This is a genomic window from Candidatus Ancaeobacter aquaticus (assembly GCA_030765405.1).
In the GTDB taxonomy this organism is placed as follows: Bacteria; Auribacterota; Ancaeobacteria; order Ancaeobacterales; family Ancaeobacteraceae; genus Ancaeobacter; species Ancaeobacter aquaticus.
Genome location: JAVCCP010000056.1, coordinates 1 through 24,177, shown reverse-complemented (window position 1 = coordinate 24,177; position 24,177 = coordinate 1). Strand labels below are relative to the sequence as shown.

General features: G+C 37.9%; 30 protein-coding genes. All 30 read right to left on the bottom strand.

Annotation, left to right across the window (positions count from 1 at the left end; all coding sequences use genetic code 11):
* Nucleotides 1-144: 144 nt before the first annotated feature.
* A complete protein-coding gene (gene cax / locus P9M13_07535; protein MDP8263138.1) occupies nt 145-1,251 on the bottom strand; it encodes a calcium/proton exchanger in 1,107 nt (368 codons plus the stop codon).
* Between the two features lie 27 nt (nt 1,252-1,278).
* Nucleotides 1,279-2,370 carry a calcium/proton exchanger gene (cax, locus tag P9M13_07530; GenBank protein ID MDP8263137.1) on the bottom strand — a complete coding sequence of 364 codons (1,092 nt, stop codon included), beginning with the start codon at nt 2,368-2,370 and terminating at the stop codon, nt 1,279-1,281.
* A gap of 149 nt (nt 2,371-2,519) precedes the next feature.
* Nucleotides 2,520-2,975 (bottom strand): hypothetical protein, encoded by a 456-nt coding sequence (locus P9M13_07525; GenBank protein MDP8263136.1) that lies wholly within the window; start codon nt 2,973-2,975, stop codon nt 2,520-2,522.
* A gap of 26 nt (nt 2,976-3,001) precedes the next feature.
* Nucleotides 3,002-3,193, bottom strand: a complete 192-nt coding sequence (locus P9M13_07520; GenBank protein ID MDP8263135.1) for a hypothetical protein — start codon at nt 3,191-3,193, stop codon at nt 3,002-3,004.
* A gap of 20 nt (nt 3,194-3,213) precedes the next feature.
* On the bottom strand, nt 3,214-3,408 hold the full coding sequence (locus P9M13_07515; GenBank protein MDP8263134.1) for a hypothetical protein: 195 nt from the start codon (nt 3,406-3,408) through the stop codon (nt 3,214-3,216).
* A 1-nt stretch (nt 3,409) separates the two neighbouring features.
* Nucleotides 3,410-3,856: a hypothetical protein gene (locus P9M13_07510; GenBank protein ID MDP8263133.1), complete on the bottom strand. Its 447-nt coding sequence runs from the start codon at nt 3,854-3,856 to the stop codon at nt 3,410-3,412.
* A gap of 115 nt (nt 3,857-3,971) precedes the next feature.
* Nucleotides 3,972-4,142: a hypothetical protein gene (locus P9M13_07505; GenBank protein MDP8263132.1), complete on the bottom strand. Its 171-nt coding sequence runs from the start codon at nt 4,140-4,142 to the stop codon at nt 3,972-3,974.
* 13 nt (nt 4,143-4,155) lie between these two features.
* Nucleotides 4,156-4,332, bottom strand: coding sequence for a hypothetical protein (locus tag P9M13_07500; GenBank protein ID MDP8263131.1), 177 nt, complete (start codon nt 4,330-4,332; stop codon nt 4,156-4,158).
* 9 nt (nt 4,333-4,341) lie between these two features.
* Nucleotides 4,342-4,548 (bottom strand): hypothetical protein, encoded by a 207-nt coding sequence (locus P9M13_07495; GenBank protein ID MDP8263130.1) that lies wholly within the window; start codon nt 4,546-4,548, stop codon nt 4,342-4,344.
* A gap of 195 nt (nt 4,549-4,743) precedes the next feature.
* The gene (locus P9M13_07490) at nt 4,744-4,947 is read right to left on the bottom strand and encodes a hypothetical protein (protein MDP8263129.1); all 204 of its coding nucleotides are present in this window, start codon (nt 4,945-4,947) and stop codon (nt 4,744-4,746) included.
* A 176-nt stretch (nt 4,948-5,123) separates the two neighbouring features.
* Entirely contained in the window at nt 5,124-5,432 is a 309-nt protein-coding gene (locus P9M13_07485) for a hypothetical protein (GenBank protein ID MDP8263128.1), read from the bottom strand.
* A gap of 1 nt (nt 5,433) precedes the next feature.
* Entirely contained in the window at nt 5,434-7,887 is a 2,454-nt protein-coding gene (locus P9M13_07480) for a heavy metal translocating P-type ATPase (protein ID MDP8263127.1), read from the bottom strand.
* Between the two features lie 43 nt (nt 7,888-7,930).
* Nucleotides 7,931-8,404, bottom strand: a complete 474-nt coding sequence (locus tag P9M13_07475; protein MDP8263126.1) for a hypothetical protein — start codon at nt 8,402-8,404, stop codon at nt 7,931-7,933.
* A gap of 170 nt (nt 8,405-8,574) precedes the next feature.
* Nucleotides 8,575-8,865 (bottom strand): hypothetical protein, encoded by a 291-nt coding sequence (locus P9M13_07470; GenBank protein MDP8263125.1) that lies wholly within the window; start codon nt 8,863-8,865, stop codon nt 8,575-8,577.
* Nucleotides 8,829-9,641, bottom strand: a complete 813-nt coding sequence (locus tag P9M13_07465; GenBank protein MDP8263124.1) for an AAA family ATPase — start codon at nt 9,639-9,641, stop codon at nt 8,829-8,831. Before P9M13_07465 ends, P9M13_07470 begins: the two co-directional genes overlap by 37 nt.
* Nucleotides 9,642-9,655: 14 nt before the next feature.
* A complete protein-coding gene (locus tag P9M13_07460; protein ID MDP8263123.1) occupies nt 9,656-10,126 on the bottom strand; it encodes a hypothetical protein in 471 nt (156 codons plus the stop codon).
* A 162-nt stretch (nt 10,127-10,288) separates the two neighbouring features.
* On the bottom strand, nt 10,289-10,498 hold the full coding sequence (locus P9M13_07455) for a glycine zipper domain-containing protein (GenBank protein MDP8263122.1): 210 nt from the start codon (nt 10,496-10,498) through the stop codon (nt 10,289-10,291).
* 147 nt (nt 10,499-10,645) lie between these two features.
* Nucleotides 10,646-12,055, bottom strand: coding sequence for a cation:dicarboxylase symporter family transporter (locus P9M13_07450; protein MDP8263121.1), 1,410 nt, complete (start codon nt 12,053-12,055; stop codon nt 10,646-10,648).
* Between the two features lie 165 nt (nt 12,056-12,220).
* The gene (locus tag P9M13_07445) at nt 12,221-12,538 is read right to left on the bottom strand and encodes a hypothetical protein (protein ID MDP8263120.1); all 318 of its coding nucleotides are present in this window, start codon (nt 12,536-12,538) and stop codon (nt 12,221-12,223) included.
* Nucleotides 12,539-12,570: 32 nt separating this feature from the next.
* Nucleotides 12,571-12,804, bottom strand: a complete 234-nt coding sequence (locus P9M13_07440) for a helix-turn-helix transcriptional regulator (protein ID MDP8263119.1) — start codon at nt 12,802-12,804, stop codon at nt 12,571-12,573.
* A gap of 304 nt (nt 12,805-13,108) precedes the next feature.
* Nucleotides 13,109-13,705 (bottom strand): response regulator, encoded by a 597-nt coding sequence (locus tag P9M13_07435; GenBank protein MDP8263118.1) that lies wholly within the window; start codon nt 13,703-13,705, stop codon nt 13,109-13,111.
* Nucleotides 13,674-15,557 carry a PAS domain S-box protein gene (locus tag P9M13_07430; protein ID MDP8263117.1) on the bottom strand — a complete coding sequence of 628 codons (1,884 nt, stop codon included), beginning with the start codon at nt 15,555-15,557 and terminating at the stop codon, nt 13,674-13,676. The genes P9M13_07435 and P9M13_07430 overlap by 32 nt, the downstream gene beginning before the upstream one ends.
* Before the next feature lie 237 nt (nt 15,558-15,794).
* Nucleotides 15,795-16,541, bottom strand: coding sequence for a class I SAM-dependent methyltransferase (locus P9M13_07425; protein MDP8263116.1), 747 nt, complete (start codon nt 16,539-16,541; stop codon nt 15,795-15,797).
* A complete protein-coding gene (locus P9M13_07420; GenBank protein ID MDP8263115.1) occupies nt 16,538-17,371 on the bottom strand; it encodes an iron chelate uptake ABC transporter family permease subunit in 834 nt (277 codons plus the stop codon). Before P9M13_07420 ends, P9M13_07425 begins: the two co-directional genes overlap by 4 nt.
* A gap of 128 nt (nt 17,372-17,499) precedes the next feature.
* Nucleotides 17,500-18,441, bottom strand: a complete 942-nt coding sequence (locus P9M13_07415; protein MDP8263114.1) for a metal ABC transporter substrate-binding protein — start codon at nt 18,439-18,441, stop codon at nt 17,500-17,502.
* A gap of 42 nt (nt 18,442-18,483) precedes the next feature.
* On the bottom strand, nt 18,484-19,806 hold the full coding sequence (locus P9M13_07410) for a hypothetical protein (protein MDP8263113.1): 1,323 nt from the start codon (nt 19,804-19,806) through the stop codon (nt 18,484-18,486).
* 530 nt (nt 19,807-20,336) lie between these two features.
* Nucleotides 20,337-21,125, bottom strand: a complete 789-nt coding sequence (locus tag P9M13_07405; protein MDP8263112.1) for an ABC transporter ATP-binding protein — start codon at nt 21,123-21,125, stop codon at nt 20,337-20,339.
* A complete protein-coding gene (locus P9M13_07400) occupies nt 21,122-22,129 on the bottom strand; it encodes an iron ABC transporter permease (GenBank protein MDP8263111.1) in 1,008 nt (335 codons plus the stop codon). Before P9M13_07400 ends, P9M13_07405 begins: the two co-directional genes overlap by 4 nt.
* A gap of 6 nt (nt 22,130-22,135) precedes the next feature.
* Nucleotides 22,136-22,975, bottom strand: coding sequence for a helical backbone metal receptor (locus P9M13_07395; protein ID MDP8263110.1), 840 nt, complete (start codon nt 22,973-22,975; stop codon nt 22,136-22,138).
* Nucleotides 22,968-23,891 carry an asparagine synthase C-terminal domain-containing protein gene (locus tag P9M13_07390; GenBank protein MDP8263109.1) on the bottom strand — a complete coding sequence of 308 codons (924 nt, stop codon included), beginning with the start codon at nt 23,889-23,891 and terminating at the stop codon, nt 22,968-22,970. The genes P9M13_07395 and P9M13_07390 overlap by 8 nt, the downstream gene beginning before the upstream one ends.
* Between the last annotated feature and the right edge of the window lie 286 nt (nt 23,892-24,177).

Below are 24,177 nucleotides of genomic sequence, written 5' to 3'. Positions count from 1 at the left end.
GAAGGTCAGATCCTTTCCGCGGTCGGAGTAAAAAACGCTATAGGTATTACTTCGCTTTCTGAGGGCGTAACATGTCTGGTCGATATAAGAACAGGGAAAAGGGCACTGTCCCCTTTTTGGTCTTTAAAGTACGCAATGTCACTCCTATGTACAGAAAAAGAAGGCAACCGCAAGAATTAAATAAACTATCACAAAAAGCGCTCCCTCAAACCAGTTAGAGTCTCCATCCAGCAATGAATACCCGCAAACAAGTACACATGCACCAACTGATATCAACTCCAGGCCGCCAAAAACTAGTGTAAAGGGCTTACCAATTATATAACTATAAATTACCAATAGCGGTATAACTAAAAGCGCAATTTGTATACTGGCGCCAACCGCAACCTGAAATGATAAATCCATATTGTTTTTTCTTGCCATGTTTATTGATACTGTAGTTGCCGACGCATTACCTATAGCGGCAACAAATATAACACCCATAAAGAGCTGTGAAAAAACTGACTTAGTCGAAGATAACATGCCTTCAATAGACGTGACCAGGATATCACTTTCAAAACCTATTAACGACGCGCCAACAAATAAGACAACTATTGCAAGCCCTTTTTTCCATTCAGGCTTTACCTTTGGATCAACTTCAGAAGTATATGCTGATCTGTGGGTCTTCAATGAAAAAATCAGGTAAAGGATATAGCCAATCAATAACAAGATAGATATACATAATGAGGTTATATCTATTGCAGCACTTGCGGCTGTTTCCTTAATCATAGGATCCATTTTACCGGCTGTAACAACATAAGAAGGAACAAAGAGGGCAACAAGAACAAATACAAGCACCAATATCGAGGCATTAGTTCCTACTCTTGAAAATCTCTGCGTTTTATGTTTTAACCCGCCAATAAACATAGCCAACCCCACGATCAGAAGAATATTGCCGATTATAGAACCTATCAGTGCCCCTTTCATTAGGACATGCATTCCATGATGTAAAGCTGTCAGAGAAATGATTAATTCCGGAAAATTGCCCAGGGTCGCTTGAAGTAATCCCCCAACTACCGGTCCGGAATATATAGATATTTCACCTACAGACTTTTGCAGTAAATCTATCAGCCCTATCATAGCAATACCGGTAATTATAAATACCAGTATTGAATTGGCGCCAATATGTGAGAGATAAACACTTACCGGCATTAAAAAGCTTAAAATTGCCATCTTTGGGAAGGTTTTCATGGTATGTGAGGTAATCATTGCCATATAGACTCCTTTAGCCCGTTACCGAAATTACGGATGAAAGAAAAAAACGATACCAACCAGCAGATAAACTGCGATAAACATCACTCCTTCAAACCAGTTGGATTCCCCATCTAATAAAGAATAGCCGGCGATAAGCAGGCCGCTCCATATCGCGATTATTTCAAACATGTTAAAAACAAGTGTAAGCGGCTTCCCGATTATAAAACTAAAAAGCACTATTACAGGGACAATAAAAAGGGCAACCTGAATACTTGCTCCTGTTGCCACCTGAAATGATATATCCATCCTGTTTTTTCTCGCCATAATAATCGCTACGGCGCCGTCACACGCGTTTCCAATCGCCGCAACAAAGATTATACCCATAAACAATTCCGAAAACATTATCTTCTGTACCTGTATCATATTTTTAATCGCATCGACAAAGATATCACTTTCAAAACCAATTATAATCGCTGTCGCAAAAAGCACTACTAACGCTACCGGCTTCTTCCATACAGGTTTTTCGGACGTCTCGGATTTGGGCATCATCGCGAATTTATGTGTTTTTAAAGAAAATACCAGGCTTAATAAATAGACAATCAACATCACAACTGCCGTGCAGATTGATATCTTATTTACCATAACGTCAGCAATTGCTTCACTCATATCAGGATCTAAATTATACCCGTAATGTACAAACGTCGGGATTATCAAGGCAACAAGCGCTACGGCAAGCATCAAGATCGCGGCATTCGCCCCCGTCCTTGAGAATTTTTGCGTTTTATGTTTTAACCCGCCAAAAAACATGGACAGGCCCAAAACCAGGAGAAGATTGCCTATTATCGAGCCGGTAAACGATGCCAGTACTAAAACATGCATTCCCTCCCAAACAGCAAAAATACACACAATAAACTCGGTAAAATTCCCGAATGTTGCCTGAAGCAATCCCCCGACAACAGGTCCTGAATAAATACACATCTGGTCTGTAGCCTTGGCAATAAAACCTATTAAACCCAGAATTGCCAAAGAAGTGATTATGAAAATCAGAATCGAGTTCGCTTCTATATGGGCAAGATAAAAACTTACAGGCACTAATAAGGCTAAAACAGCAGGTTTAGGAATTGTGCGTATAAAAGACATATAAATCCTATATCTTAAGGTGATGAGGCCAAGGACTTCTAACCCAAATCGCTCACCGTAGGTGTCGTAGCCGAAGGTGAAGACTCCTACGGAATGAGATTTGGGTTAGAAATTTCCCTATATCCGCCATATATGGACTACCATCCTATTTATGGTAAATTAATCGTTACACTCGTCTTTATATAAATGTCTTTAAAATCATCAAAAACTAGATAACCAAAAACAGCCGTTATTATGAGCAAACCTATAAGAATAAACATATATGAAACCCACATCAAAAAGGCTCTATAATTTTCAAAAGCACCTGTCTTAACACTCGCCGTTATAAATACGGATAACATCAGGAAAAAAGATGATATGCAGCTTATATCGTCTAAAATACTATACGTTTTTTTGACTTCCATGCTTAAATCGGGTAAATCACAAAAAAACACCAACCCGACTGTCGTAACAAAAGAGATACACAGGATAACCGCGGAAAGGATAAACAATGTATCTACGGTATTCTTTATCTCTTCCTGATCCTGATTAAATACATGCATAAAAAATATATCTCTTATAATCCTTCTTAGCCTTTTATAACGCATACTTGCAGTAATATTCATATTAAATTCTTTCTCTTAAAATATTATCAGACGGAACGTTTCCTCTTCCGGGAAACATGCCTGCCAACTTCCCTCATAAAACCCACATCATCTTTACCGACTTTAGTCAAATTCCTATCAAAGAGTTTTCTTATATGTTTTCTTTGTTTATATACAATTGTGCCAAAAACCAATGCTACTCCAATAATAGTCAATATTTTTCTAATACTAGCATCCATAAACCTTTTCTCCGAAAACGTCATTTAGCGTAACGCAGCTTATCTTTTATCTCTTCTTTTCCCAGTGATTTTATAAAACTTCTGTCCTTTTCGCTTGTTTTAGATAAGCAGTCATCATAAAACATCTTTATCCGCTTTCTTCTAACATATAAACTTACAGCGATTATAGCTGTTATTCCAATACTTATAAGTATTCCGATATATTTTTTATCCATACTAAATAATAAACTCCAGCCATTTTGTGAACAGGTCTTCTACAATATCCTTTAAAAAACTCCTGGCAATTTTTCTTCTCTCATCCCATGATATATCAGAAACAAATTTTTCATCCTCTATCATCCTGCATACCTGCTGTAAATATCTTATCGCCTCATCTTTATTATTGCTCTTCCCCAAGTCTATTCTAATCCCGGTAAGATCCTTTACCTCCTGCTGTTTCTTGCGATAAATTTTCTTTGGATTAACGTCCGTTATAATTATTATCGGGTCTTTCCCAATCTCCTCGGGGTGCTCTCTTAAAAATTCCTGAGATTCTTCCTCAGAAAATATAACTAAATTATGTCCTGCAAGATATTCCTTTAGTAATTTTAATGAATTTTTACAAACGTCGTGAGCATCTGTAGGCCAGCCGGAATCTATTATTGTTATGTAAAACTTCTTCATATTAATATAACTGTCCAAATTAGCTATTGATACGAGATCCAAACTAAACGAAATTTGGTTCGTGGTTCCTCTCCCTGTACCCTTCGGCACAGGACCTTGCAATGATGTTTATCTTTTATGCCCTTGCTTTTACGACCCTGGTACGTTTTGGTGCTACTTCTTTTTTTTCTATCTTTTCAATAATCTTCGCGCCAATATGAAAACCTATGGCAAGAAGCACACCAACAGCGACAACCTCAAGCCCGCCTGTTACCATGCCAATTGCAAAACCTCCGATACCTTTCATATACTACCCCTTTCTAAAATCCGCCATATAGTTTCGATACATAAGTTTTAGTATTAATGCCCTGTCCTTTATATTTATGTAACTTAACCCGTTTATCATCATTAGGACCTAAACCGCATTTTTTGGAAATTTTACCGCCAATATGAAAACCTATCGTTAACAATACGCCATAAGCCAAATATTCAATCATCTAATCCTCCTAACCAGGAAAAATGGATAGTTCATTTCCCGTAGCTTTCTCAAAAACCCGTTTTTTACCACCCTTAACTTTAGTCTTTGAATATTTACTCTCTTTTTCACCGCAATTCTCTAAAATATTTTTTCCTGTATGATAGCCAATCTTTAAAAGGGCACCTATAGCAATTACCTCAATAACCGTTACTACACTTCCAAACAGATAACGCATTTAAAATCACTCCTTCTTTCACTTAAATTTCCTTTTTCCTAAGATGATGTCTCAAAACCAACATTCGTTATTGAAATGATCATGTTCCCCCTCGTATGAGGACCTTCGCTTTCGATCCATGCCGCCCACAGGAGTAACATAGTCAGTTTTCAGACAGCTTCCAAGTCACAAGGTTTATCTTACACTTACTGCTAATCAGGCACGAGCTGGCTTTTTTACAGAATTTCTTCCTGTAAACATTTTTACTGTGCTTTTAATTCCCTTTTCCGTGTATTTTTTTGCCTGTTTTACGCCCTTCTTCAAATACGGATTGATCTCTTTTTTTATCCTGGGCCATTTATACCCGATTATAAACCCGCAAACTATAGCAAGTAGCGCTGCCATTTTCCCGTTTTCCATAGGTTACTCCTTTGTTTTCTTATTTTATTATTTTTTCTTTTTAACCGATTTTGCAGCAGATTGGACAAATCCCCTTATCTGCGACCAATTTTTTCCAACAGAAAAACCTACCGCAAATAATATTACTATCCCCAACGAATTCATAAATACCTCCTCCTCTGTTAACCCGATTGGTCTTATAGATTTAGCAAACCTATCTCCTCTTTTAATATGCTTATTACCTTCTTCTTTGCCGGCAACAGAAAAGGCATCATCAGTGTCGGCCATTCAGCATAAACCTCACATTTTTGTTCTTTAAAAATTACCTCCCAATATAATTTGGCTGTCTGTATATAAAGTCTTTTAATCTTCTTATCCCACTTATATTTAATTGTCCAGGTTGATTCCTTTTTTAAACGGTTAAGCCTCTTATTTATTTTGGTAACTCCTGAACCATCTAATTTCTTTTCAAGCTTCTCTTCTAAAACCTTCCCCCGTGTTATCATATTATGCTATCTCAACCTTTTCTTTCTCATGTTCCATTCTTTCCATTCTTTCCATTTCTTCCCCATAAACCTTGTAAAGCGGTCTTGTCCCGTTCAGTGTAGCAAGAAAATTCGCGCCATTGTTTAAAATAAGCGATGAAGTAAGACCAAATGCGCCGGTCAATGCCCCTATAATGCAGATAGTATTAGGAATAGCGACCATATTCCAGCTAAGGGAAATATTCCTTTCAAGCTCTTTCGCTATATCCAGCAATCTGGTCAATTTAGCAATATTTGCGTCCATAAAAACTATCTGCGCGGTATCTGTCGCTATGCTTGAAGCACCCTTCAAAGATATTGAAACATCAGCCCTCTTGAGCGCGATTGAATCATTTATACCATCACCTACAAAGGCTACCTTTTTCTTTCCTTTCTGTAAAAGTTTCACGTAATCCCCTTTTTCCCGTGGAAGCACCTCAGCAAAATACCTGTCCATGCCCAATTGCTCCGCAAGCTTCTTAGTAGGGCCTTCATGATCTCCTGATATCAACACTATCTCTTTTACCCCTCTTTTCCTTAATCCCTGAATTATATCGTGTGCCTCCGACCTGTGCATAGTGTTTAGCAGTATCACGCCTTTTAGTTTATCATTTATCGCGACCATAACCGCGGACCCGCCGTCTTTTCTCACAACTTCTACCTTTTCTTCGATTTCACGCGGAATTTTGATCGATTCCATCCCCATAAATCTAGCGCTTCCCACTTTAACCGTATCGCCTTTGATCCCTACCGTTATTCCATAACCAACATGGTATCTTGATTCATCACGGCTGGGCAGTTTCAAATTAAGCTCTTTAGCCTTTTCGATTATCGCCTTTGCTATAGGATGTGTAAACTTTTCCTCAGCGGCCGCCGCGAACATAAGTACCTTTTCTTTACTAATACCATCTGCTACGATTACATCGGAAACCTCAGGTATCTCATTGGTCAAAGTCCCTGTCTTGTCAAACAAAAATGTATCTATACGGGGAAGGTTTTCAAGTGCCCTGCCATCTTTTACCAATATACCCTCCCGCGCGCAAAGCGCTAATGTTGAAAGAAGCCCCAATGGCGCGGCCATCCTTATCCCCGTCCCGTAATCACAGTTTACAATCGCCAGTGACGCATCATAACCGCTGATTGCATACCCTAAAAAAGACATCGCAAGCGTCGGAATAACAGCTTTATCAGCCAGTTTTTCCCCTCTGGACTGAGCTTTTACCTTGTAGCCTGCCGTTTTCACCAACACACTTCTTATTTTCGCGGAGGTTGTCTGGTCACCTGTTTGCATAACTCTTATATAAACCTTACCGGCCAAAAGCACGGTAGATGCAAAGACTTTATCTCCCTTGATCTTCTCCACAGGGGCGGACTCACCTGTTAAGGTATGCTGGTCAATCATGGCAGTACCGTTTGCCACTTCTCCGTCAACAGGAACGGTTTCCCCTGTATTCACAACTATAATATCCCCCTCTTTTAATTCTGTTAACGATACCTCAATTTCCTGTCCATTTTTATAGAGCCATACAAACCTCGGCTGTTTACCAAATATCTCGACAAGTAGTTTTTTTGAATCATCTTCAGTCTTGCTTAAAATATTTCTTCCCAAACTCAGGCACCAATTCATCAGTGCCCCCGCAAAAACGCTTCCGCCGACCAAACACATCGTTACTATTATACTGTCTAGAATATCAACGCCTATCTTTTTCTTTCTTATTGCCTGTACCGCTCCTTTGTAAGTTGGATACGCGTTATAAATGACTAACCCGGCGTTAAACGGTATCGTCCACGGAAATAACCATTGTCCAACAGCGGCAAGTCCCATTGACGCGGTATTTAGAGTGAAATCAAGATCCAGTTTGTCTTTTTTCTTCTTCTTCTTTGACTTATCAAGGACACCGTCCAGAACTCTAATCAAATGGCTTTTATCTATCTTTTCATCATCATAGATTATAAGAACAGAACACGTAAACGGATTGGTTGAATACCTCTGAACACCTATAGTTCCTAAAAGTTCTTTCTCTATCTCCTGGCAAACACTCTTTTTCCTATAAAGGAAAGGATTCTTCAGCCTGATTCTTCCAAAAATCTCATGCTTTATTTCCCATGTAGTAAGCCTATTACCAAAACGAGAAACGTTTATAACATTTCCGTCCAGCCCCGCCAATTCACCAGAGTTATAAGTATTTACTTTTTTATTTTTCTTGCCGTTCCCTAACGCCAGGCTGATTTTTCTTAGTACCTGCACCTGTTTTCCATTTGGATTTTCATATCCTATAGCGGCTATCCTGTTTATCGGATCTAATCTTATTCTATTAACTTCATTAACACTGAAAACCCTATTTATAAATTCTCTACACGCGGTGGATCCAAGATTATTAAACAATAAGTCGCTTTTGAGTTTTAAACTGCCTTTTCTATTATGCAGGATTTTCATCGTTTTTGCCTTCCCCCATTATTCGCCCTTTTTTAGATTGACATTACAACATTATCACCTGAAAAATAAACTCAAGCCAGGTGGGAGCTATCAACCTCTTATAATACAATTTAAATGGTTTCATAACTGCGCCTACAGGCATAATAAACACCATATCTTTGCATTTAAGAACTTGATCTCTGGATTTCTTATCCAGTTTCTCCAAAAATTTATCCATCGCTTTTTCAAGAACACCCTTTTTAAAATCTTTTAACGATGCTTCCTTATGTAAAAATTTATTATCGGGAAATAATTTTGATATTCTTGAAAAAAGCCTTTTAGACGTAAGTATTCGTGTATCATATATTACAATTATTGACTTCGTGATTTTGTTATACGTTAATTCATCAACACCATTCACATTTAAAATCTTATCAAGAACCTGATCTGACACCGTGTTTTTCTCAAAAAACTTAAACCCTCTTTCGATGTAAAATATACAAACACCTTTATTTTTCATCATCCGGGTTCCAGTCATATTCCACACTACTCCTTCGACTCACTTCGTTTGCTCAGAATGACACTTCGTGTCAGAAACTAACGCGGCGCCCATCCGGGGCTCCTCGCAATGACGAAACTTCAATTTTTTCACATCTTCTCAGTCACCAACACCAATAAAAAAGTATTGGAGTTAAAAATGTGCTTTTATTATGCTTTTATTGTGCTTTTCGCGGATTTTTTTCCATTGCCCGCAGATTTAGCCGGCTTTTTTTTGACCTTTCTTACTTTTGCCGCTGCCACAGTATCCTCAACGTTTTCTTTTTGCTCGGCCATAAATTTCGCGATACCGGAATATACATCCGCGGATTTTTCAGTCATGTTTTCAATAATAGGTGATACCACCTGTTTTATCTTTGGCCAGTTCATCCCGACAAGAACACCTGCCGCAAACACCAAGACCATTACCGTTTGCTTGTTTCCACCACCTGGTTGTGCCATATCTTACCCCTTTCTAAAATCTCTTTTGTAAGTTCTCTGTATGCAATTGCCCCGTGACAAGTGCTATTATAATAAATAATCGGAATACCTTCATTCGCGGCTTCAACGAGTTTTATGTTTACACGAATAAATGTTTTCAAAACTTTATCTGATATCCTTTGATTGTTTTTCAATTTTCCCCATACCTGTTGGAATACGCTTGTCCTTGTATCCACCAGAGTGAGAAATACACCCGCAAGCTGTAATTCCTCGTTCATCTCTTCTTTAATAATAGTCACAACATCCAGGAGTTTTTCCAACCCGTCTAAAGAAAAATGATGCGCCTGTACAGGGATTATAAGTTCTTTGGCTGTTATCAACCCATTGACTGTCAGAAGCGATAACGACGGCGGACAATCAATTAAAATAAAATCATACTCATTAATAATTTTTTCAACAGCCTTTTTTAATACAAACTCCCTTCCATATAAAGGGACCATTTCGATCTCCGCGCTTGAAAGATTGATATGTCCGCGTACAATATCCAGATTTTTATAATTAGTTTGTACAATAGCCCTTTTTATTCCTTTTTTCGCGTTTAATAGAACATCATAAATGGAAATATCTACGTTATTTGGGTCTATACCTATACCTGTTGTAAGATTTGCCTGCGGGTCTAAATCTATAAACAACACCTTTTTGCCAATATCGGCAAGACATGCACCGACATTTAAGGTAGTTGTGGTTTTTCCGACCCCGCCTTTTTGATTGGAAATAGCAATAATTCGAGCTTCCATAATAATTCCTTCTCCTATGCTACCGCAAAATACAATTTTTCTTTTTTTCTGACTTTTCCTTGTTCAACTAATCTTTTTATAGGAATAGCTAATTTAACGAAATGGGTACCGAGACCCATGCCAAGATCTACCAAAGTCTTACCGCCCGGACTTTCTTTTAAAACCTTAATTATTGCATTCTCCGTTTCAGGTGAAACATTTGTGGGTATTCCGACAGGTGCAGGTTTAGCGGATACCTTTTTAGCTTTTACGTTAATGACACTTTTTCTTGTTTTTGGTTTCTTTTTTGCGGCAACTTTTTCAAGTTTTATATTTTTAGATTTCTCTTTCTTTATCTTTTTCGTAGCTGCAAGATATCCTTCCTTAATATTACCACCAACAGGGGCCAACCATTCCTTTAGGCGCTTCCTCATCTTAGGAAGACTGAGGACTACCCCTACTCCTACAACCAACGCTATTATTGCTGCTAAACGACCATTTTCCATAAATCCACCTCCGAATTACCTGTTATCTTTACAATAAATTTACCATTTAATTTGCCCAACACAATGATGTGACTTGGCTTGCTCCGGCTCATTGATTTATAAGTATTAAAATACTTTTACAGCGAAAAGAATAGCAAATAATCCAATATTTGTAAAGATAATTTAATTATTCTTTCTTAACTTATTAGCGCCAAAATAGCCGCCCACACCGCCGCCGAGCGCACCACCTACTATTGCTCCTATTGTCCCGCCGGCAATAACACCAAGTACCGATCCTATAGCGGCGCATATTGCAGCCCCGGTTCCTACAGTCGCCTTCAATTTTTCTAAATCTTCTTCAATCGCACTGTTCTTTTCTGCAATCTTTTTCATATTTATATACCTCCGAGATCAATAACTGTTACCAATTGCCATATTATTTTTTCACAAAAGGTTTATTTGATTCCACGGCTATCACCTGTTGCTTCCGGGGTTGCCGCCTCATCCCTTACTCTCAAACTCAATATTATCTTCAATTGGTCAACTTTGGTTATGTTCTTCATGAACAGGGATCGGAACAGGACTTGGAATAATAACTTCCGGAATTCTTATCCCTTCCCTTTCAGGCTCCTTCTCATGTAAAAACTTATCATTATATACTTTCCCTAAAATAATATTTGCAACACACTCGTCTGTTGAATTTGCACCTGTCCTGAAAGAATCAGGCAACCCTATCTGAAGCCCCAAATATAATGCCAGAAAAACAGGAGCTATTTCAGGCGCTATGCCCAATAAAACAACTACAGGTCCTCCAAACATCAGAAGTTCACCGGGTATCCCGGGCACGCCAAAACCGATCAAAAACACAACACCTACGCACATCAATAAATCAACCAATGATATTGTAATCCCAAGCATCTTAGCTACTAAACCCGCAAGAACAAAAACGCAAATCATTGTCCCGTTAATATTTACAAAAGAGCCGACACCAACAACAAAATTAGTCACCTCACGTCTAACGTGATTATAATGTTTCTGAATGAGATAGATATTTAACGGCGTTGCCAAAGCCTCAGATGATGTTGCCCATAGAATCGGATAAACCTTGACCCAATAATCTTTAAAATATTTTAGTATTGAAAAATCTTTCTGTTTGTATTTCGCGTAAAATAACAATCCAAAATGCCAGATAAAACATGCCAAACCGGTTAAAAAGGCACCGGCCAAATATGCAAACACCATCCCCATCGGCGTATTTGAATTTATTTTAAAGCCGAAAACATTTATAGTGCTTAATGTAATACTAAGCCCTTCTTTGCCTATCTGCTCACCAACATTAACAGGGAGATGAGCTACATATGAACCAATAACTAACATAAACAAGGGCACCAAAGGCACAAATACCTGGCCAACCTTTTCAATTAGATCATTACCTTTAACCATTACGTTTCTTACCTTTGTAACTTTAGTTGAGACAAGAACAGTTAGTATTGAAGCATACAGCGCGTAAAAATACGGACTGTGAGTAAACATCCACATCATCGACTTAAACGTTGTGATTACAGAGTCAATAAAACCAAGCGAATGATTAGCGTAAAGGGGAAGCCCAAATACAAGCGCGGTAAAAATACACGCGAAAACGCAGGCCAATAACCTTAGCTTTACAAACCATAAAAGACTATGTCTGACAAAACCTTTACCATTTGCCTCCCGTTCATTAAGGATCTTTGCAAACGCGGGGGTTACAATTAAAAATATCACGAAAGGCGCGATGTAGACATAACCATCAATAAAATTTGCCATTAAATCATCAACAAAATAGGCAAATTTTTCCGACGCTCTCGATCCCCACATACCTAAAATGAAAAATATAATCGATAATAAAGGGATTAATTTTTCTGTTAATGACATGGACTTCTTAAAAACATTTTTAATTCTTTGGGATTTCATCAATATTCCTTTTACATCGCATGTACCAGAGATAGAGATAGAGATCGAAACAGACATACAATACGTCAAAGCTTTTTTGTCGGAGAAAATCCAACTTTGGCAAAAGCCCTACTACATATCACTCTAATTTATCTCAATACACACTCTTGTTTATTTATTTCCCCATTACTTTTTGCTCTTTTTACTCTTTTTACCTCTATCTACCGTTGCTGCCACAACACCATCCTTAATTCCATTACCGGCAGGATTATCCGAAATCAAATTAAACGCACTGAGCAATACAAATGTAATACCATATGACGTACCGTAAAAAACACCGTATATACCTTTTGACGTACCTTCTACCGTGGCCTTTACAACACCCGTAACTGTTTTTCGGTTGCTTTTCGCGGCATCCTTAACAGCATCCGCGGCAGCATCCATTGTTTCCATTATCCCTCTGTGAACCGGTTTTTTCACAACAACTGCTTTTGCCTTCGCCATACATCCTCCTTATGTTTAAACTTTTTTTATATTCACAACTTACTATTTTCAATATTTATTAAAAAATTCGACAATTTCTCGCCAAATGCATCAACTATTTTACTTAGTGTAAATACGGAACATTGACACTTTCCTTTTTCAACCTGTGAGATCAAGCTTGGAGAGACCATTACCTTTTTCGCTAATTCACCTATTGTCATATGTTTTGCAATACGAAGATATCTGATCCTATTTCCTATATTCAGAGCTATTAATCCGGCTTTCATTAAACTTACCTGAGACTTACCCGTTGATACTTCTCTTTTTTTGTCATACTACTTTTAATTACTCATATTTTATTTTACCGCAACATCAAAACATCATCGTTTAAATATACATTTCAAGGTGGAGATACACTTTGCCAAATTAATGTTAGTATGTCAAGAAAAAGTTTATCTATATTGAATAATAATTAGATATACTTAATTCTGGTAAGTTATCCACAGGTTATCAAAAACAATCAGCTGGGGGAACAGATTAGAATCTATCATGCTGAATTTAATTGAGATATACTGAATAGGAGAAGGGGGATTATACGTTTTCTACCAACTTATCCACAGTTACATTTAATGCCCTGGCAATTTTATACAGCGTGAGAATTGAAGCAGCACTCTTGGCATTTTCAATCTGGGAGATGAGACTTGGCGCGCAACCTGTCTTATTAGCTAACTCTTTGACACTAATCCTTTTTTCAGTCCGAAACGATTTAATATTTTTACCAATTTCTCTATTTATCATTGTCTGCAGGTCCCTTATCAGACCCAACTTTTCAAGTGCTTTGTTTACGACAGCCTTTAAATCATCTATTTTAAAAGGTTTTTCTGTATAATCCAAGGCATTCATCTTTAGTGTGCTTATCGCACTTTCCATAGACGGGCAACCCGTAAGTATTACAACACCAATGTGAGGATTTATTTCCTTTATTTTCTTCAAGACTTCAACACCATCCATGCCCGGCATTTTAAGATCAAGTAAAATAAGGTTTGGTTTAAATGAATTAACGTCTTTAATGCCAGCCTGTCCATCAAGCGCATATTCTACATGAAATCCTTCATCGGTAAAAATATCACTCAAAATTTTACACATTTTATCGTCATCATCTATTACAAGTAATTTCAATCTTTTCATGATTAATCACCTTTTTTCTTCGTCTTTTCACAATTGGTAATTTCACTGTAAAAACAGCCTTTTTACCCCGAGCGGGTTTTACGACAATACTACCTTCATGAGACTTGACTATTCCATATGTAACAGAAAGGCCCAGGCCCGTTCCTCCAATCTTGTCTTTCTCAACTAAACCTTCTTTTGTCGAGAAGAAAGGATCATAAATTTTATTTATAATTTCTTTTTTAATCGGCTCTCCCGTATTTATAACATCAATACAAATCATAGATTCCTCTTTATAAATTCTAATTTCTAACACACCACCGCTTTTTTCCATGGCTTCTTTCGCATTCAATATAATATTTAAAAATACCTGCTGAATCTGACCCTCATCAATAAAGGTTTTAGGAATTTTGGTATATTTTTTTACAACCTCAATATTCGATCTTTGAAGGTCCATACTTACAATAGATAAAATCGAATCCATTACCTTTGTCATATCTTGAAAAGTTTTTTTCAGCTTAATACTGGCAGAAAAATTCAATAAATTCCTAACAACTGCCGCACCCTTATCTGAAGATTCAATAATATTAGATAAGACCTTTTCTATGTTTTCATAGTCTTTTTTATTCCTAGCATGTTCCGCTAAAGTGCGTATTATGGCCAAAACATTATTAAATTCGTGCGCAATACCAGCAGATAATAATCCTACAGAAGCCATTTTGTCGGAATGTATGAGTTTGGTAGTCATTTCTTTCTTTTCGGTGATATCATTTATAAGAATTAATACTTCTTCTTCTTCTTCTTCTTCACGTGATATGCCAACTATCCTTAAATTAAGAATTTTTCTTCCTATTTTAGGAAATATATAATCTAACTCCATCTCATTAGAAGGTTGACTTGCATTAAAAACCTTTAATGCTATATTTAATAAATTTTCTTTTGTTATAACTTCAGGACCAAGTATGTCATTTAGATTCTTTCCGACAATCACATTATTGTCTCCGCCAAATATTCTATAAAATTCTTTATTTACCAAAGATATACTTAAATCCTTACGACAGATAGCTATTGCTGTCAGCACACTTGCAACAATATTTTCACTGTATTCCTTTAAATGTCTTATGCTTTCTTTCGCCTTCTTGCGCTCAGTGATATCAACCCAATTTGATAAGTAATATTCAAATCTCCCGGCACTTTTGACAGGAGTTGATGTTATCTCTACCCAGAATCTTTTTCCGTTCTTTTTTTGGAAAAGTTCTTCAAGTTTTAATGCTCCTTTTCCCAAAACTCTCTTAAAGTCCTTTCCTGTTTTACGCAATGTCTCTTTTGTCCACCAAGGATATGGAGTCTTTTTGCCGATCAGTTCTTCAAAAGAAAAACCGGTTATGCTTTCCAAGGCAGAATTCACATATCTTATCGATGTATCCGGATTGATAACTACAAGGGGATTAGGAGAATTATCCAGAAGGCTGGAACTAAATTTCTCACTTTGCCTTAGCTCTTCCTCCCTGCGCTTGCGTTCAGTGATATCTCTAAATATCCCTCGTGTTGAAATAAATTTACCATCCTCAAAATGGGCATTTACATTTCCTTCTACAAAGATTTCTTTCCCTGTTTTAGATACAAAAACAGTTTCAATGTTATCAAAGGTTTCACCATTACAAATTCTTTTTAAAAGTCCTATGCAATGGGGCACTTGATCTTTACGTATAACAGCCATTAAAGATATTTTCTTTACCTCATTTTCGTTATATTCTAATGTTTTTAACCATTTTTGATTCACATATACAAATTTACCCTTAACATCTACGCATTGTATTAGATCGTTGGCATTTTCAAGAATATCTCGATATATTTCTTCTGATTTTCTCACTTCACACCTAACCTTACTGCGTTTGCAAGATCCTGCTCTTTTATTGTTCGCTTTTTTAGAAAATTCCTTAACAGAAAACAAAGAATACCTCTTTATTTAGTATAAATATATCAATAATATTTTGTATATACAATAAAATTGTTTAATACTGAATACTAAAGAGGACATTATCGCATTGGTATTACAGGGGGAAGTGAAAAATATGCTAAAGTAGCAAAAAGTGAGAACGTGACGAAGTCACTTTTTTTCGATTGTGAGGACAATTTCATTGTGTTCTTCATTGCGAGATAGGATTATTCCAGGCATATCAGTTAAATACTTTTCAATATCATTTATTGTTACACCCGCTTTTTTGTGCTTTTTACCTTCTGTTGCATGTATACGATCAATGATACGCAATCCGTTTTCATCCATATCAGCAAGTATCATCTTCCCGTTTACTTTTAATAATGATACGAGTTCATCTATCACCATGTATGGCTTACCGAAATGATGAACGGCATTAACACAGAAAATCGTATTAAACGAATTTTTCTTAAATCCGCTATAATGCGCTTTTCGGATAAGAAAACGGATATTATTTAGGACGGTAAAATAGTCAGCATTCAGTTTCGCGGTAAGCTGTTGTTCCTTTGAAATGTCTATTGTCGTAAGATTCACACCAGTTCGAGCAAGAGCAACCGCAAAATATCCTCTTCCTGTACCAACATCAAGTATCGGCTCAGAGAAATTACCGGCACAGTGAATAATAAACTCATTTACTTTTTCAACGGCTAGACCCTGTTCTTTATAGCACTTCATACGTTTTTCATATACCGCATGGTTCTCTTCAACTCTTTGTTTCCGCTCACGTTCATACGCACGACAAAACGGACAGATCTTTTTAAGTTTTTTAAAAAACGTACTTCTAAAAAGATGTGGGCATGCCCGTTCAAATATACACCACGGACACCAAGAACATATTTTCGCTAAAAACGACTTCATACAATTTCCTTATGTTTTATATGTAATATAAACGATAGCAAACTTGATACAATAAGCGCAACACCAAAAGTGGTAACGATTGAAGCACCCGTAGGCAGATCCCACTGACAAGACACGTACAGCCCTAGGACACTTACGACAAGCCCTATACCCCATCCTAAAATTAATCTATGGATAATTCTTTTAACCAAGAGCATCGCACACACTGCGGGAACAACGAGATAGCTAAAAACGAGAAGCACACCCGCTACCTTTACCGAACTAGTCACCACAAACCCGAGTGTCATATAAAATAAGAAATCTAAATATGGTATTGACAATCCCTGCCTACGAGCCTCATCAACATTCATAGAAACTAGAAAGAATTTCTTTCTCATTATGAAATGAAAAACGCCTATCGCTAAATAAAGTCCTAGTATATGCATTACCTGTGGCCACGTAGTGTAAAGCACACTGCCAATAAGCATGGTACGCATCACTTCATGTCCATGAGGCGCTTTTTCTAGAATAAGTATTGCGGCAGCGCTAAAAACAACGTACACAATACCGATTATTGCTTCCTGCGGAACATCTTTTTCGCGTACACGTGAAAAAGAAAAAATACCCGCCCCAACAAATGTAAAAAGAAGAGATATAATATACGATCCGCTTGTTGCCGCTTCAAAACCTACGAGTAGCGCTACTGCTGTGCCAAACGCAGCAATTTGCGCAAGCGCTAGATCAACAAATATCACGCCGCGCGACACGATATGAAGCCCTAAATAACAATGTATACCGGTAAGCACCAAACACATCGCAAGTGGCGCAAGCATCAACTTTAATATATCCATAAAATTCCCTACAGTAATTTAAAATTCCAAATTCCAAATCTCAATTTCCAATATATACCATTCATTAAATACGCTATCCTATATTCTGGTTATTGATTTTTATTTGGTCACTGGTATTTGATGTTTGTTTAGTTAGTCTTTTCTCCCTTTAATGCAGAAGCGATATCATTAACAATCGTATCAATCAAAGAAAAATAATCTTTTGCTTCTTTTGTTCCACCGACAGAGTTTGGCACAATAATCACTTTCGCACCGGTTTCATTCGCAACAAAATCAGCTGGTTTTTCATCATAAAATACTTCCATTAAAATTGCTTTAACTTTATCGCGCTTCATGATACCAATAACCTCAGCAAGATGCCCCGGTGAGGGACAAATACCCGGTTTCGGTTCGAGCTCGCACACATCAACAAGACCAAACCTGCGAAAAAAATACGGCCAGCTACGGTGATATATGGCAATTTTCTCTCCTTGATACGGTGCAAGCTCAGCAGTCCATTCTATCATTTTTACATCGATCTTTTTGTCAAAATCAGTAAGGTTATTATAAAAATACTCTTTATATTTTGGTAAAAGCTCACTTAAACGCACAGCGATATTTGCCGCAATAATCTTTGCATTTAGAGGATCAAGCCAGTAATGAGGGTTCCCCATCGGGTGCACATCACCCATTGATCGGTCAACGCGCTGTGTTGTGGGTGCTTCAAGAAGCATAACACCGAGAGATGTATCGAGATGCCCTAATGTGCCGATACGTATCTTTCTATTTCGAGAACCGTCAATAATAAGATCTTCATATCCTATCTCAAGTTCAAGTCCTACTCGAATAAAAAGATCGGCTTTTTTGGCTTTAAGCATGTATGAAGGTTTAGCCCGAAGCGAATGGGGATCCTGATATCCTTTACATAATGCACTTACTTTAACTTTATCTCCTCCAATAGAGCGCGCTATTGACGCAAGATCCTGCGTTGTCGTAAGAACATTTAGTTTGCCTTTTGCGTACACAGTACTCGTACAGCACATACACAGTAATAATATAATAATACTTCGCATCATGCACCCCTTATCCATAGTTCGCACCCAAAATATTTGTTTATTTGTATTTTTGCCTTTTTAATATTCATGCTTTCTGTGCGGCCCAAGCCCAAAATTCAGCTGTAACCAGATCTCATTTTCTTCCTTATCAAAGTTACGTTCAGTGTGCTTGTACTGCACCCGCCAAAAACAATACTCACTTTGCGCAAACGTAAGGCCGCCCGATACTGCATGTTCATGCCGGCTTGAAACATTTGGAAACTCACTAAAATCATACCGGGTAAACGCTGACCACCGTTTCATGAATTGGTACACCAAAGATGAATACATACCCCACGAATCATGACGGTTTCGCGCGTCTTCGTAAACCAATGTTTTTTGACACGCAAACACTTCATTTTGAAACACAAGCGATGTGTATAAACCTTTTTTTAGCGGCCGCCATTTATAGGTAATATCTGCGCCTTCCATTACAGTTTTATTATGTCCGTGCCCATCATCACTCGGTGAGACAGCAAACGATCCGCCAAACTCAACGGTTGATTCATCGTTAATCTCTATATTGTCTTCTATGTGGGTCATATACACAAGATCACGGCCGTCAGGACCGGCAAAACTGAGATCATTGGTATTATTAAACATTTCATACATTAGCTCAATATAGTGATCCCATGGATTGGGCACTAACCAGCTTACTCCCACACCAGGCGCCATCATACCTTCGAACCCAAAATAATTCTGTATAACATTTGGATAATCCACCCAGGGCATTGAATGAATATGGTATTTATTTGCCTTGCCGAAGTCCGGCCGAAACTGTCCTGCTTTCGCCTGAAGATCAAACGGTAAAGTAAGAAATGTCAGATACCCTTCCTCAAGATGAAAATGCCAGTGGTTTCCTTCCTGGTGAAGCGCGGCAAACACATCAGCTCGAGCATACGTATCTACATATGCCTGAAACGCAAGTTCAAGTTCACGAAACTGAAACTGGTCGTATACCGGATCCTGTTTCTGATCAGTCCAGTGATAAATAAAATCACCAATAACACTAATATCAGGATTAAAGTTCTGAAAATATCTGCTCATACCGCTGTATCCAGCCTGAACAGGAAAAACTGCACGGATAGGTTGCGTCGGCGGTGTCATGCCGGGCGGCGTCACTAACGGCTCTTTTGGAGCAAGAATAGATTTTTTCTTTGCCACATGTTCTAGCATTTCTATACGCGCATTCAAACTATCTATTGTTTTTTCATACTTCCCCTGCATCTTTCTAAATTCTTCACGCGTTTGAGCAAACTCTTTCCTCAATATATCAATATCATTGCTTTCATACGCCTGAATAGAACTAGAGTGAAGAGAAAAAAATATTATTCCTGTTACTATATATATGATCTTTTTCATATACTCCGTTCCTTATAAGTTATGCCGCAAAGAGTTACATTGCTATATCATATGGACTGTAAAAGAATATTACGCTTCAATGGGAGGGGCTCGAGAAAAGCATGTAGTATTAAAGGATTTCAAAACACATGCCGTGTTAAAAATCATAAGAATAGTGATAAGTAAAAGAGTAAGATAAATGGTTACAGCATGAGTTGTATCTGAAGTTGCCTTATCACAATTAAACACACATAGCGAACATTGTGTATGTTCACAATCTTCCTCAGACTCATTGTGTACATGCAGAATTGAAGCACATAAAACAAAAATAAGACAGAAAATCAATCCTATAGATACAAAAAATGTTGCCGTGCGATTTTGAAACATTATATCCCTCTTTTGCGATACGATGATAGAAAACTTATAGCAAGCAGTCAACGGGAAAAACGGTAAACTCACCTGATCCTCAAATAATGATATAAAGGGATAGGAACTTAATTATATTAAATACGTATCTTGCCCCCTTATCTTAAAGAATGAATGTAGCGAAGCTACCTCGCTTCTTCGGGAACAATCAGTACATATGGTTTATTCGTGATAGGATTTTTATTTACGACAACAACGGTTTTATACACTTCTTCAATAGTCTGGTAATCAAGCACTTCATCAGGATTTCCCGTGATATGAACAGCCCCCTCATTCATAAGAACGAGCCGCTGGCAATATTCTCCCGCAAGATTAAGATCATGTAAGACCATAATAACCGTAATCCCCATTTCTCTATTGAGCCGTCTCACAAGATCAAGAAGCGTTACCTGATGGGTAATATCCAAAAATGTTGTAGGTTCGTCAAGGATCAAGAGCCGTGGTTCTTGTGCAAGAGCGCGAGCAATATAGACGAGTTGTTTTTCTCCCCCGCTCATCTGGTCAAGATATCTATCTTTAAACTTGAGTGTATCGGTAATCTTCATCGCATGCTCTGCGATCTCAATATCTTTTTTAGACTCATAAAATTGAAAGGAATTATTATACGGATATCGACCCAAAAGCACCAATTCCTCGACTGTCATTGCCGGTATTAACTGATTTTGTGATACAACTGCAACCTGTCGTGCACGCTCCTTATGACCCAGCACCGTTACATCGCGATCAAATAAGGTTATCGATCCTTTACCCAATGGCAATTCGTTTGAAATTGCGCGAAGGAGTGTTGTTTTTCCCGATCCGTTTGGCCCGATAATCCCCAGTATCTCACCTTTACAAACATTAAAGGTAATATCTTTTAGCCTAAATGCATCATATCCGCATTCAATATTCTTTACTGATAGAACTGTACTCATAACTGCACCCGCCTTTTTAACATTGCATATATAAAGAGCGTACCGCCACAAATACCGGTTATCACTCCGACAGGTAATTCAATAGGTGAAACAATTATTCGCGCAAAGGTATCACAAAAAACCAAAAATCCCGCGCCACATAAGAATGAACAAATAAGCAATATTCTGTGATCTCTTCCTATTACCAAACGCACAAAATGCGGCACAACAAGCCCTACAAAACCAATAATACCGGTAACAGAAACACTCGCGCCAATAAGAATAGCGGCAATAAAGAATAGAATTTTTTTTGTCCGTTCAGTATGCACTCCAAGGTGACGCGCCTCTTCCTCTCCAAGGGCCATAGCATTAAGGTCAATACAAAATATGTATGAAGCAGCTAGTCCTAGAAGCGCTATAACACCCATCATAAGAACAAGATTCCACTGTGCATCCCCTAAAAAACCCATCATCCAGTAAACAATACGCTGCAGATCTTCTGCTTTTGAAAGTGCCATTATAAGCATAATGAGTGATGAACAGATAAAACTTATCATAACCCCGGTTAAAAGCAATCCCTGTATACGAAGCATGTTTTTCTTCATGCTTAATATATACATTATCGCTACAACCGCTATCGACCCTACGAAACCGCATAAAGGATAAGCAATAATACCTATCGTGTGATAGAAATTTGCCATAACATTAATGCTAACACCGAGTGCTGCACCGCCTGCTATTCCTAATGTATAGGGTTCTACTAACGGATTACGAAACATGCCCTGTAAAATAACGCCCGACAACGCAAGCGCGCCGCCAACAGCACATCCTAGAACTATTCTAGGAAGACGAATATCAAAAAGAATAATTGAAATAGACGGGTCTTGAGCTCCCGTAAACATCCCGAATATTTTCTTGAGTGGGATATGTACCGCTCCAATCGAAAGAGAAAAGAACGATACAAGAAGCACCATCACGCTTAAACCTAGTATCCATAGTGTCCACTGCGCTTTATCTCTTTTCATATACCCTTACTCTTTATCCGGATGGATCAATGAGACCATCTCTTCTAATGTTTTAGCAAAACTGATCGGCGTAGGACTTCCAATTTTGTATGAATCAATAATAACTATTCTCTTATTCTTTACTGCGTTAATAGTATGATATTTTTGCCAATTAGCTTTTTCTTCCTCACCCACTACACCCATAGTAATAATAATGATGATATCAGGATTCCTTTTTATAACTTCTTCACGATTATAAAAACCAACTATGGCATCATGCGCAATATTATCACCACCCGCATATTCAATATAGGTATTTACAAAAGAATCTTTTGGGGCAGTAAAAAGTGGTCGCGCACCAACCTGCACAAACACTTTCGGCTTTGGTAACTTCGTTACTTTACTCTTTATCGCATCAACTTTCTCTCTAACCACATTTATAATCTCTTGTGATTTCTTTTCCTTACCGGTTATTCGTCCTATCTCAAGAAAATGATCACACATCTCATTAAAATTTTTCGCTAAGGTAAATCGCTTCACAGGTATACCGACATCTTCTAACCTTTTTGTGATATGCGGATCCGTTAACCTCGTCGCCAATACAAGGTCAGGATTGAGACTGACAACTTTCTCAAGGTTCACTTCAAGTATGGTTCCCACTTTTTCTTTTTTCTTCGCCGCTTCAGGCTTAATACAGTACGTTGTGCACCCTACCAAGGAATCTTCTGCACCCAAAAGATATATCTCTTCAGTAATAAACGGCCCTAACGAAACAATCCTTTGAGGAATTTTGTTTTCCGCTGCATACCCATGACAGTTAAGTGCACATATCGTTAGTATTAGTAATAGCGAAGCTATTTTAGGCATATTTATTACCTACCCATCCACACACGCGACAATGTGACGCTTGAGTTTCAACTCCAGCACCGCAACCATTGCACGGGACTTCATTTTCTTTTGGTTGCGGCACTTCACCAACAACCTCTTTATATATCTCGTAATAATATAGATGTTCTTTATTATAAAATTTCACATTGTATTCTTTTTGTTTTTTCTCAAAATCATCGTTTGTAATAAAAGATGTTATGATATCGCATAATTTTGTCATCCCTGAACCGTATTCACATGGCCGTTTGCTCTGCCAGATACATTCTCGTGGATACATATCTTCAAACGCTTTACGCAATATCCATTTACCGTGCTCCACACCATCTTCTTCTCGTATCTTCAGTGACGTTGGGATCGTAAGCGCATATTCTTTTACTTCTTCAGCAATAAATGATTGCGATAATGTAATCCCGAAATGGTCACATAGCATGTTCGAGCTGAAAGACATCTTTGTAGCCATATATGCGATATATTCATCAAGCGGTGATATATTTTTCATATATGAATATCCCGCAAAAAGCTCATCTGCGCCATCACCGGTCATGGTACTTCGTACCTTCAAATTTTGCATCTCTAATAATCCGAAATAGACTGCAAGGTCATTAGGCAGTGCAGGATCAAAGCTTTGTAAGATTTTTATCACAAGAGGTATCGCTGATAACGCTTCATCGACAGTCACAGTCTTAAGATGGAGGTTTCTATCGTCACACTGGGCAATCTTTTGGGCGTACGCATAATCTTCGCTATAGGACTCGAACCCAACGGTTACCAATCGCGCAGTTTTATTAATACCAGCGAGAATAGCGGTATCTAACCCTCCTGAAAAGAGAATACTTTCAGCAGGATGGTTATTAACAGACTTTTCTAATAGTACTCTTACTTTCTTAATCATCATACTATCTAAATTAGTTAACATCATACGCATATTATAGTGTTTTCTTGTCAAAACTGCAGTTGTTTTTTATCTTTCAGTTGCTGACTTATTATGTTCCACCGCGTAGGAATCACTTCGTGCCACCTACGCGGAGTAACTCCAATCCCCTTGTTCCACCAGGGGGTTCACGGCTCTTGTTTTCAACCTAGAAATCTCTTAGAGATTTCTTTGCTCTCATTAATTACGCTCATCCCCCCTAGATTTTCTCTGGTTTCACCCAGAGAAATCATAATACAGGGGTTCACGG